This window comes from Pedobacter insulae (assembly GCF_900113525.1).
Lineage (GTDB): Bacteria > Bacteroidota > Bacteroidia > Sphingobacteriales > Sphingobacteriaceae > Pedobacter > Pedobacter insulae.
This window is the reverse complement of sequence record NZ_FOPP01000001.1, coordinates 214,935-227,163: the sequence shown is the minus strand read 5'-3', so window position 1 is coordinate 227,163 and position 12,229 is coordinate 214,935. Positions and strand designations below refer to the sequence as shown.

General features: G+C 38.0%; 10 protein-coding genes. 6 read left to right on the top strand and 4 right to left on the bottom strand.

Going from position 1 to position 12,229, the window contains the following annotated elements:
- Genes BM207_RS01045 through BM207_RS01035 form a run of 3 tightly spaced genes read left to right on the top strand, consistent with a single transcriptional unit; the run spans position 1 to position 3,193 of the window.
- Positions 1–768: a class I SAM-dependent methyltransferase gene (locus tag BM207_RS01045; protein WP_245767997.1), complete on the top strand. Its 768-nt coding sequence runs from the start codon at positions 1–3 to the stop codon at positions 766–768.
- Between the two features lie 27 nt (positions 769–795).
- A complete protein-coding gene (locus BM207_RS01040; RefSeq protein ID WP_090991700.1) occupies positions 796–1,713 on the top strand; it encodes a glycosyltransferase in 918 nt (305 codons plus the stop codon).
- A gap of 28 nt (positions 1,714–1,741) precedes the next feature.
- On the top strand, positions 1,742–3,193 hold the full coding sequence (locus tag BM207_RS01035) for an alpha-L-fucosidase (RefSeq protein WP_090991699.1): 1,452 nt from the start codon (positions 1,742–1,744) through the stop codon (positions 3,191–3,193).
- Here the strand turns inward: BM207_RS01035 and BM207_RS01030 are convergent.
- Genes BM207_RS01030 through BM207_RS01020 form a run of 3 tightly spaced genes read right to left on the bottom strand, consistent with a single transcriptional unit; the run spans position 3,190 to position 8,650 of the window.
- Complete coding sequence (locus BM207_RS01030; RefSeq protein ID WP_090991698.1) at positions 3,190–4,692, bottom strand: rhomboid family intramembrane serine protease; 1,503 nt, start codon at positions 4,690–4,692, stop codon at positions 3,190–3,192. The two genes, BM207_RS01035 and BM207_RS01030, sit on opposite strands and share 4 nt — an antisense overlap.
- Before the next feature lie 3 nt (positions 4,693–4,695).
- Positions 4,696–5,445 (bottom strand): class I SAM-dependent methyltransferase, encoded by a 750-nt coding sequence (locus BM207_RS01025; protein ID WP_090991697.1) that lies wholly within the window; start codon positions 5,443–5,445, stop codon positions 4,696–4,698.
- A gap of 31 nt (positions 5,446–5,476) precedes the next feature.
- A complete protein-coding gene (locus BM207_RS01020; protein WP_090991696.1) occupies positions 5,477–8,650 on the bottom strand; it encodes a S41 family peptidase in 3,174 nt (1,057 codons plus the stop codon).
- Between the two features lie 52 nt (positions 8,651–8,702).
- Here BM207_RS01020 and BM207_RS01015 point away from each other — a divergent pair, with 52 nt between their 5' ends.
- The 3 genes from BM207_RS01015 to BM207_RS01005 all read left to right on the top strand — a co-directional run bounded on the left by BM207_RS01015 (position 8,703) and on the right by BM207_RS01005 (position 11,369).
- Entirely contained in the window at positions 8,703–9,974 is a 1,272-nt protein-coding gene (locus tag BM207_RS01015; RefSeq protein ID WP_090991695.1) for a glycosyltransferase family 4 protein, read from the top strand.
- 1 nt (position 9,975) lies between these two features.
- Positions 9,976–10,725 (top strand): glycosyltransferase family 2 protein, encoded by a 750-nt coding sequence (locus BM207_RS01010; RefSeq protein WP_090991694.1) that lies wholly within the window; start codon positions 9,976–9,978, stop codon positions 10,723–10,725.
- A gap of 83 nt (positions 10,726–10,808) precedes the next feature.
- The gene (locus tag BM207_RS01005) at positions 10,809–11,369 is read left to right on the top strand and encodes a type 1 glutamine amidotransferase domain-containing protein (protein WP_090991693.1); all 561 of its coding nucleotides are present in this window, start codon (positions 10,809–10,811) and stop codon (positions 11,367–11,369) included.
- Positions 11,370–11,377: 8 nt separating this feature from the next.
- On the opposite strand, the gene BM207_RS01000 is transcribed toward BM207_RS01005, so the two are convergent.
- Positions 11,378–11,968, bottom strand: coding sequence for a thioredoxin family protein (locus BM207_RS01000; RefSeq protein WP_090991692.1), 591 nt, complete (start codon positions 11,966–11,968; stop codon positions 11,378–11,380).
- Positions 11,969–12,229: the final 261 nt, after the last annotated feature.

The window sequence follows — 12,229 nt, the reverse complement described above, 5'->3', positions numbered from 1 at the left end:
ATGAATATGTTAAGTGATGAAGTAAAAACCGCTTACGACGATTTTTATACCCATAGCGACACTGCTTGGAGAATGCTGGGCGCCAAGTTTAAAGCTAAAAACCTTTTAGACGTATGTAAAAACATTGAGCCTAAAACAGTATTGGAAGTTGGTGCCGGTGATGGAAGCATTTTACATTACCTCAATGAATGGAACTTTGGCAAAGAACTGTATGCCCTTGAAATTGCACAGAGCGGAGTAGAGCTAATAAAAAAGAGAAATCTGGGCCGCCTTAAAGCTGCACAGACCTTTGATGGGTATAAGATTCCATACCCCGATGATAGTTTTGACCTTATTATTTTAGCCCATGTGTTAGAACACGTAGAACATGAGCGAATTTTAATTCGTGAGCTAAAAAGAGTTGCTAAATATATTGCCATTGAAGTACCACGGGATTATCGCTTTGGTGTCGACAATCGAATGAAACATTTTCTGGATTACGGACATATTAATATGTACACCCCCACTTCATTACGATTTTTATTAAAAAGTGAAGGGCTGGAAGTGATAGCCGATAAGGTTTCGATAACCCAGCCTGAAGTGAATTACTTTAATGAGTTTGTAAATAAGAAATCACCTAAATCCTTCCTTAAAAAACTAAAAATAGCAGCAGAATACTATATAAAAAATAACTTAGGCAATGTTTTAGGAAAGAAGAAAAAAGAACAATTTGCCAACGCTTATACCGTTTTAACTAAAAAATCTGATCAAAACTTACATATCTTTTAGCGACTTACGAAGTCGGCTGTTAACCTTATGCAGAAACTAGCTCCCATAGCCCTTTTCGTTTACAACCGGCCGCAACATACAGCGCGCACGGTTAAATTTCTGCAGCAGAATGAACTAGCCTCAGAAAGCAGATTATTTATATTTTCTGATGGTGCAAGAACTACTGCCGATGAAGAAAAAGTATTGGAAGTACGAAACTTTATACAAAAAATTGATGGCTTTAAATCGGTTACTGTTGTCGAAAGAAAAGAAAACATGGGGCTGGCTAACTCGATCATTGATGGAGTTAGTGAATTAACTAAAACATATGGACAAATTATCGTTTTTGAGGATGACCTGATCTCGTCGCCCTATACTCTCACCTATTTTAATGAAGCATTAAATCTTTACCGAAACGAGGAACGGGTTATGCACATTGGTGCGTACATGTATCCCTTAACCACAAAAAATTTACCGCAAAGTTTCTTTTATAGAGCGGCAACAAGCTGGGGTTGGGCAACGTGGGAACGGGCTTGGGCGCATTTCGAGCCTAACATCGACACCTTGATGAAACAATTCGATAAGCCAAGAAAAGCGGCATTTTCAATAGAACACACGATGAATTTCTGGCGACAAATGCGCCAATTCAAAAAGGGGAAGAACAATAGTTGGGCAATTAGATGGTATGCTTCTATTTTTTTGAAAAATGGCCTAACCTTAAATCCCTCACAATCATTGGTGAATAACATTGGGCATGATGGAACTGGAGTCCATTCAGGCATTAATGATATTTATAATGTCATTATCAATCCCAAACCCATACAAGAATTTCCTACGCTGGTACAAGAAAACACCTTAGCATATAAAGCTATCAAATCATTTCTACAAAACAGAAAAGGCAATATGATGGTGAGGGTTAAGCGTTTTGTAAAAGAAAAATTAGCGCAATATTTTGGCCGCAAATAACTAAATTTAGATCTTATATCAACTGATCATGAAGAAAATCCTTTTAATAATTCTGTTAACTCATTTCTCTGTTGCTTTTGCGCAAAGTCCGCCAAAACCCTATGGTGCGTTACCTAGCGAAAGGCAGTTAGCGTGGCATGATATTGAGATGTATGGTTTGGTGCACTTTACCCCTACAACTTACGAAAATAAAGAGTGGGGTTATGGCGATGCTGATCCCAAGATTTTTAATCCGGTAAACTTTGATGCAGAGCAAATTGTAAAAGCGGCAAAAGATGGCGGCTTAAAAGGATTAGTGTTTGTAGCAAAACACCATGATGGCTTTGCCTTATGGCCTACCAAAACAACAGCCTATAATATTTCTAAAAGTCCTTTTAGAAATGGAAATGGCGATATGGTTAAAGAAATGGAGAAGGCTGCACGAAAATATGGTCTCAAATTTGGGGTATATTGTTCGCCATGGGATAGGAATAACGAAAAATACGGCAGCGCTGATTATCTGGCTCTTTATCAAGCGCAGCTAAAAGAATTGTATAGCAACTACGGTGAACTTTTTATGAGCTGGCATGATGGCGCTAATGGCGGAGATGGTTACTATGGTGGCGCCAGAGAAAAGCGATCAATTGACAATACCACCTATTATGACTGGCAAAACACTTGGCAAATAACCAGGAAGATGCAGCCGATGGCCAACATATTTAGTGATGTAGGTTTAGATGTAAGGTGGGTAGGCAATGAATATGGTTTTGCGGCTGATACAAGCTGGGCAACCTTTACGCCCATGCCTGCTAAAGGACAAAATGTAGCTGTTCCTGGTCAATCCAATTATCCAGATAGTCCGAAAGGAATTAGAGACGGTAAATTTTGGATGCCCGCAGAATGCGATGTGCCGCTAAGAAAAGGGTGGTTCTTTCACGAAAAAGAAAAGCCCAAAAGCCCAGATCAACTATTCGATCTATACTTGAAGAGTGTTGGGCGTGGCGCAGGTTTAGATTTGGGCCTGGCACCCGATACCAGAGGATTGCTTCATGATGATGACGTGGCTTCCCTAAAAGCCTTTGGCGAGAAAGTTAAAAAGACATTTGCGACAAATCTTGCTAAAAACGCTAAAGTAACTGCAAGCAATAGCCGAGGTAAAAATTTTAACCCAAGCTTTATTAACGACAATAATAAAAATACTTATTGGGCAACGACCGATGAAAACAAACAGGGAATAATTACCCTTGAATTTAAAGAACCGGTTACATTTGACATCATCAGTTTACAAGAATACATTCAGCTAGGTCAGCGTATTGATAGTTTTAGCATTGAGGTAATGACAAACGGCGAGTGGAAAGAAGTTGCAGTAGGCGCTAGTATTGGCGCTAAACGACTGATTAAAATGAACGAGCCTATCAACACTTCCAAAGTGAGAATTAAACTAAGCGCTCCGGTTTGTATTACATTAAACGGGTTTGGCCTTTATAAACTACCTATCTAGTCTGATTCCATTCTCAATGCATTCAGTTCCCTAGTTAATTCCCTTATTTCGCGCCGATAGTACTTCGTACTTTCGGCGCATTCTTTATAGAGCAATACCACTATTTTGGACTGGATTTCAACTACTTTGGCATTAAATTCAGCCTGCATACGTTGTTTTTTAGTGAGTTTAAGGGCGAGCATCTTCTTCACTAATAATTCGTTTTCTTTCCACAAATCAATGCCTCTTTCTTGTACAATGGTTAACTTTTTACCAGTTGGCAAATCTGCCGGAAGCTTGAAAATAGTATGATAAGTCTTCCAGTTTTGTTTATATTTTTCTTCAAGCTCAACAAACTCCTTAGTTTGAATCTGGGGGGTGAGTAGCAACACAACCGCAGCAAAAATCAATGTTAAGAAGGCTACAAACGCATATCTTAACTTAAGTGGCAAGGTCCATTTCCACAATTTTTCATTGTACAACAGGTAGCCGATTATAAACCCGGATATTAATCCGCCAACATGGGCAGCGTTATCTACCCCTTCTTTTAAACTGCCGTTAACCAGCATAATAGCCACTACAAAGAGCGTACTAATTAGCAGCGCTTTTGTTGCATTTCTTTCGAAAGCCTTGCTTAATAAGAGCGCCATAAAAGCTCCGAATAACCCCATAATAGCACCAGAAGCACCAACCATGTATCCCGAGTCGTGGTAAGCTGCACTTAATAATCCCCCACATATTCCACTAATCAGATAAGTAGCTATATATTTCCATCTACCTAACTTATGCTCTACCATTAACCCTATATAAACAAGCGCATACATATTAAAAAATATATGTGAAATACCAGCATGCAAAAACTGATAGGTGATTAATCGCCAAAACTGTCCGTTAAAAAGTTGCTCTCTGCTGGTAGCCCCAATATAATAACCGATTTTATCCACTTCTATTGAACGGCCTTTATGGACCAAAAAACTCGCGAATAGCATGAGAAAAATTGTAGAAATAACAAAACAAGCCCCAGTAGTGAGAACCAGAATAGGCGTTACCAGATAATTCTTTTGCGGCAAAAGCAAATAGAATATATTTTTGATCTTGTTCTTAGCCGTTAAAGGCGCTTTTTCAAAATAGTCTTTATCCTGTGTAGCTACAAAATCATGAAACTTTTGCAAGCTATCTTCCCAGACATCTTTTAAATGAAATTCTACATACTCAAATTCATGGAAAAACTTCTCCATGTTAACAGCATTTTTGCCGTAGTCTGTAAACAACATTTGAATGCCTACGCATTCACTCTTAAAGATGGCAAAGTTATTTTCTATTCGGATAGAGATTTCTTCACTATATGATTGAAGAGAGACGGGCGTATAGGCTATAATGCCGCGTTCAGATATATGGCTCAGGCTCCAGCCTAAGTTTTCTATGGCCTGTCGCGCAATAATTAAATACCTATCCTGAGGGAAATCGCCCAAAGGGATAAATTTTTCAATTTTAGGAGAATAGCCAAAGCTTATCGTCATGGTTTAAGGTTTTTTGGCTTCTAAAATTATGTAGGGCGATAATTGTTTCGACTCAAAAGCAAACACCTTCGTAAATAACTTGCCTGTCAACCACATTGACTTTTTGAGCAGTTGTACGCCAATCGATTGCTGTTTTTCATTCTCCAGCCACAAGCTAAACTTTCCAAAATAACGAGCTTGTACAACCGTTAATCCTGCATCAGTACAAATTTTAGCCAATAAAGCAGGATCCATGCAATCGATATTATGCTTATCATAGTTATCCCTGTCAAAGCTTTTCTGAAACCAGCCATTTATAGCTTTAAAATTGGGAAGTGTAATAAATAATGTTCCTCCAGGCTTTACAAAGGCTATATGGCGGTTAATGATATCCGCTGTATCATTAAAATGTTCTATCAAGCCGCAACTAAGTACCAAGTCGTACTGCTTTAATGTTTGATACTTAAATAAATCCGTTTCAATAATCTCAATGGCATCTCTTGTTAATCCATTGGCTTCCAGTAAGGCCTCGGTAATGGGGGGATGCACAAAATAATCTAAAAGGGTAACCTCTAGTTTTTGATACTTCTTTAAAAATACAGCATAATACCCTGGAAAACCGCCTAATTCAATCGCTGTTTTAACCCTATTGCTACTAACAATGTTAGCCAGTTGGCGATGAAATAGATAATTTTTAGGGATGACTACCGACAAATCTGTTTTACTTTCCCAATACTTTACCCAAAAATCTCTGTCGGTTAATAAGTTGTTCATCTGTTTCTTTTAACTTAATTGGTTAACTGCTCTATTTCAAATCTTTCATTATCTCGGCTACAGCTCTTTCCAATTGTGGATCCTTATCACTCAGTCGATCCAAAAATGTGTTCTTCACAAAGATATCGGGTGTTACACCTTCCTTTTCTATGTTTTTGCCATCCATCGTATAACAACCCCAAGATGGTAAGCGGTACGATGAACCGTCTACCAATCCTTTAGCCGAAGTAAAAATAATCCATCGATAGGTTTCCGTTCCGATAATCTTACCCAGTTTTAAATGTTTAAAGCCTGCAGCCGTCATTTCCGCATCACTTAGCGATTGTTCATTAATTAATAGTACAATTGGTTTCACTGCTGGCCCAAAATTGCTTTGAGGAGCCATTTTTCCTCCACGATACTTCCATTGCAAATACGGTCGTTGAGATAAAAATTTCAAAACTGCATCGTGTACATTTCCACCGGTATTGTAACGTAAGTCCAGAATGATCGCATCTTTATTATTCTCTTGTTCAACCATGTCTAATAAAAACCTTTCTAATTCACCTCCACCCATATTTTTCATATACGAATAGGCAATTCGGTCTTTTCCCCATTGAGCTACATTTTCCTTATTTTTCGCAATCCATTCATCGTACAAATTAGTTTTTAAAGCTCCCGAACTTTGAGGATGGACGTTTACATTCACTTCTTTCCCTTTCCGCTTAAAAGTCAAAGTCATTTCACGGTCTAAAGAGGGCTTAGTAAAATAATAGTCACGATCTAAATTTTCATCCACTTTAATGCCATTTACTGCGGTTAGCAAGTCGTCCTTTAAAATTTTATCCCCAGTTAGCGCAGCATTACTTTTAGCTGCTAAACGAGCAACTTTGTAGGGGTTTTCGCTATCAAATATAATCCCTGTTTCATTGGTAACGGCCGTATAGTTCTTGCGCTCCTCTGCTCCGAAACTATTGAAACCCATGTGGGAAGAATTAAGCTCGCCAAGCATATCATTTAATAAAACCCTTAGATCCGCCCTACTATTTAGATACGGCAGGTAGGCTGAATAACGGGTTTTCATCTTCTCCCAGTCTACGCCATGAAACTGCTCGTCATAAAAATTCTCATCTAAACCAACCCAGGTTTCATAAAACATCTGGTTAAATTCTGCATTTAAGTTCCTATTAAATTTATAAGCAAGGTCTACTTTATCCATTTTATTAGCATCGATGTTATACTTATTAAACACCCCTCTATTAAGGGCGTAAAATTTCGCATTAACCTCAATAATCTCAAATCCACCGTCTCCAACCTTTTCTGTTTTATTGTTTTCAAACGGCTCGAGTGTCGTCCGGTAGGTTGCCCCTGCGCCTTCATGGTTAGATTGATAGAAAATATAGGTTTTTTCACCTTTGGCAAAAACAGCCGACAAATATTGCACACCAGACGATGGGCTTACCAATTCAATGCGATCGAGTATTTTTTGTGTGTTAATGGTAATGACAACTGGAGGTTTTGGTGTAGGTTTTACCGCTACCTTTTTCTTCGCCGTGTCTGCTGTTTTCTTTTCAGGGATTACTGGCTTAACCTCTTTGGGTTCTCCTGGTTTGTCTTCCTTAAACAGATCGTCAAATTTATCCGAACGAAAAGGGGAATCATAGTGGTTTAATGCCATTCGATATACGTGCGCATTTTGCATCCCCGTTGGGTAGGAAGGGTTAATCCGGTCACTCGTAAAATAGATATACTTCCCATCTGGCGACCATATCGGACCAGCCTCAGTTACACCTGTGTTAGTGAGGTTTATGGTTTTATTCGATTTGATGTCATGCACCAGAATATCCTGCTCAAAATTGCGGAAAGCAGTAAATAATACATATTGATCATTTGGTGAAAAACTCGGCGTCGAGTTTTGAATAGCCCAAAATTCATCGTTTACAATGACTTTGCTCTCCAACGTTTTCAGATCCAGTAAACGAAGTTCATTTCGACCACTAAGATAAACCGCCAGGGTTTTACTTTTATTGAACGTAATGTTGCCATTATTGCGTTTATCTTTTGTAAGCTGCTTGGCCACACTTTTTCCATCACCCACTAGGGTATACCAATTCTGATAACCATTAAAAGTTTGATTAAATAGAATTGTCTTATTGTCTGCGAGCCATTTAAGCTCCAACGCCCTTTCACCACTATTGCTGATTTTACGGATAAATTTGCCGTCTGCATCACTTACAAAAATTTCTCCCCTTGAGATAAATGCCAATTTCTTCCCATCAGTTGAAACATCAAAGGAAGAAATAGCAGCTTTAACATCATACTCCTGCTCCTTGCTTAAAATTTGGTTTCTACTGGTGTTGATATTTACTTTCTGAGACTTCTTTGTCGCAACATCATAAGTCCATAACTGGTAATCCTTTTCAAAAACAATTAAACTTCCATTTGCAGCAACAAAAGGTCGCTTAACTGAAGATTCGAATTTCGTTAAAGCCGTTTTTTTGCCGTTTGCAAAAGTGTAGAGGTTGTATTCTTCATTCCCTTCGTCGGACACAAAATAGATAACTCCTTTTTGGTCAATGGTTGTCCAAAAATCCTTCCCTATATAATCGGTATATTGTTTGTAGCTTTTTGTTTTTGGATTGTACGACTGTATATCTGGGTTATAAGCTCCTTTATAGTGTTTACGATTGGCGAAATTTCTGCTTTCCCAAGTGTCGTTAAAAAACAACTCTCCGTTAGGAGCTTCCGCAACATGGTGAGTCGTATTAAAATAATTATCGAACAACCTTACCGCAGTACCACCATTAATACCAACTTTATAACTCGAAAAGGAATTATACCTTGAAGAGGTAAAATAAATAGTTTTGGAATCCCAGCTCCAGTTATCTACTTCATCTGTTCCATCGTTAAACGTTAATTGCTTAATATCTCCCCCTGCCATAGGAACAATATAAATATCGTTATTGCTAAACTGGCTTGAGCTAAAGGCTAACCATTTACCATCTGGCGATACTTTTGGATTAATTTCATCTCCTTGCATAGCCGTTAACCGTGAGGCCTGACCTCCTTTTGATGGAACTTTCCAAATATCTCCATCATAAGTAAACACAATTTCCTGTGCATCTGGCGTAAGCGATGGATAAGCTGCAAAATAAGTTTGCCCAAGGACAATAGATGGGCATAAAAAAGCCCATGCTGTGAGTACGTTAAATAGATTCTTCTTCATAATTTGTTTTAAAGAGATGAATTGTAGGGTGAAAATACATATTTTTGATTAATTGAAAGTAATACACCTAAATACCTATGATGGAAACGGCGGCGCTGGAAGAGCTTGCTTACGTTTAAGTAATGCCTTACGCGATAACGAAACTGATTCCAGTGTATTAGTTTATTACAAATTTGGGCAAAATCCGAACATTATAAATCTAAGTAAAGGCTTTTTTGCCAAAGCAAGAGCCATCATTAACATCATGGCTGAACGGTATTTGGCTAAAATTTTTGTTAAGGCCCTTAAAACTCCGTTTTCTTTACAATGGTTTGGGAAAGCACTGCATCACAATAAGCTTTTAAAAGAAGCCGACATAATCCATTTACATTGGATAAACCATGGTTTCCTATCTCCCAAGCTTTTAGCTTCGCTAGACGAATTGGAAAAACCAATTGTTTGGACATTTCATGACAGCAACGCCTTTACCGGAGGTTGCCATGTAAGATATAGCTGCGAAAATTTCCATCAACAATGTGGCAACTGCCCACTTTTGAGATTTAGTGGCAAGAACGATCTATCACATCTTAACTGGACAAAAAAACAAAAAGCTTATTCAAAGCTAAACTTCCATGTAGTGGCACCGAGTAAATGGATGGCAGCTTCTGTTAAACAAAGCAGCTTATTGGGAATCCGGAATATCTCCGTTATCCCGAATACCATCGAAACAGACATTTTCAAACCCTATGTAAAAACTGAAGCAAAAAAGATCTTAAAAATTACTGCAGATAAATTTGTGATCATGAGCGGTTTCATGCCCTCAAAGAACGACAAACACAAAGGCACACAATATTTAATTGAAGCTTTAAATGAACTTTCTTCACGCAGTGAAATAGATCGGCATAAGATAGAATTGGTGATTTTTGGCAACAAAGACTCCGAGAACATGCCCATATTTCCCTTTAAAACCACCTATCTAGGAACCATTCATAAAGATGATCATTTAGCGAAATGCTATTCTGCTGCTGATGCATTTATTTTACCTTCCTTAGAAGATAATTTACCAAATACCGTAATGGAAAGTTTAGCCTGTGCCACTCCCGTTATTGCATTTAAAACTGGTGGCATCCCCGACATGGTGAAGCATTTAGAAAATGGTTATTTAGCAGATTATCAATCTGCCAGCGACCTTGCAGATGGCATAGAATGGTTGTATCTGCATGAAGATAGAGAATCGCTACAAAAAGAAGCTAGAAGAACTATCTTAATGAATTTTTCGCCCTCGGTAATTGCTGATAAACACCTGGCATTATACAAAACCTTAATTAACGCTCAACCCAAATAAAATGAAACCGAAACTGAGTGTAATTACGATTGTTTATAACAATGTAAAAGATATTGAACGTACAATGTTGTCGGTATTAAACCAAACTTATAGCAATATAGAATACATTGTAGTAGATGGCTCCTCAACAGATGGGACAAAAGAAATTATTGAACGCTATCGAAATCGTTTAGCTCATTTTATTTCGGAAAAAGACAAAGGGATATATGATGCGATGAATAAAGGCCTGGCCTTGGCTACTGGAAACTATGTTCTATTTATGAATTCTGGGGATGAGATTTATGCCCCAGAAACAGTTACCGAAGTTTTTGCTTCAGCACCATCTGGAGATATCTATTATGGAGAAACTGAGATGTTCGATGAAAACTGGAAGAGCTTAGGTCAGCGAAGACATAGCGCCCCGGAGCACTTTGACTGGCATAGTTTTAAATTTGGAATGAATATTAGTCACCAAGCCATTTATATTAAACGCAGTTTAACAGAACCATTTAACCTGGCTTACAAATACAGCTCAGATATTGATTGGATCTTAAAAGCTGCAAAGAACTCATCTAATATTGTAAATACCCATCAATATGTGGCCAAATATCTAGTTGGCGGAATTTCTAAGAAAAAACATTGGGCAAGCCTTAAAGAAAGGTTCAAAATTTTGAGCCATTATTATGGTTTTATACCCAATGTGATTAACCACGTGTTTATCGCTTTAAACCTTGCTCAATATTTTATCAGGCATCGCAAAACAAACGATTAACATAGCAGGGCCATCGGAAAAATCCAAAATTTCAAAACAATAAGTTCTAAATAACTATTTAATAGCTATAAATATTAAATAATATGGGACAGTTAAGTAATCGTAGAATTGCAATTTTATCGGAAAGTGGTTTCGAAGAGGTTGAATTAACAGAACCACTCAAGCGTTTGAAAGAAGAAGGTGCTACAGTTGATGTCATCTCTTCCAAAAAAGGAAAAATCAAAGCCTGGAGCCATGATCATTGGTCTATTGAGATTAATGTTGATCAATCTATAGCCGAAGCTAAAGCCGATGACTATGATGGATTAGTTTTACCGGGAGGTGTGATAAACCCAGATCAGCTTCGGGTTAATGAGGATGCTATCGCCTTCGTGAAAGCATTTTTTGAAGCTGAAAAACCAGTGGCCGCTATTTGTCACGGTCCCCAAACATTGATTAATGCTGACGTTGTAAAAGGAAGAAGAATGACTTCAGTAAAAAATATCTCGCAAGACTTAATTAATGCAGGTGCTCAATGGTTGGATGAAGAGGTTGTGGTGGACGAAGGTTTAGTAACCAGTCGAACACCAAAAGATCTACCCGCCTTTAACGACAAATTGGTGGAAGAATTTGCTGAAGGAGTACATGCTGGTCAGCATAGATAAATAATAATTTATTTTGCTTTATTTACCACTGGCGCTTTATAAGTTGGGTCATTTTGCCTAAATCTGGCAAAGATTTTTGCTAGCTCTATATCGGTAAGCTTTGTGGTAAGTTTTAATGCCCTTACAAAAGCATCAACCTCATCTTTTGAAGCAGGACAACCAATGATGTTTTTCCCTTTGACCTCCATACCCACGCCTTCAGGCCTTAAATGTGAGTCGACCAACAATTTGCCGTCTGCATCAAATATAAACCATAATGGAATGCCAAACCCCTCGCTATTGTATTTTTTCATCAAATCTGCAGCCCCTGGGTTTTCTAGGTTTTCCTTTCCTTTTGATTCCATTACGATCAATTGTCGCATTACAAAACTCTTATCAAATAAAGGTTTCATATCGGGTTCATTCATACTGGCATCCATTTTATGGCACCAACCGCACCAGGAAGCACTGAATTTAATAAATACTTTCTTTTTTTGAGCTTTCGCTTCTTTCATAGCTTCTTTAATCACTTCATCAGCTGATGGAGGCGTAGTTTGTGCGCTTGCAGTATGCAATGTAAACACAGTAATGACTGCGAATAATAGATTTTTCAAGTTCATCGGTATTTATTTAAGTTTTAATCTTGCTAAATAACTCCTACTAATTTAATAAATAGTTATGACATAGGAAAGCTTCTTAACAAATTGATACCCTTGCTACCCTTAAAGGGAAATAGACACGTATTTAACAGGGAGTTAACACGGGATTTATAGGGATATTTCCCTGTTAACTCCCTGTTAGGTCCCTGCTAACTCCCTGTTAACCCCCTGTTAACTGTACTTCGGTCTTAAATATGGTACTCTTCTGATCTTACCGCGACC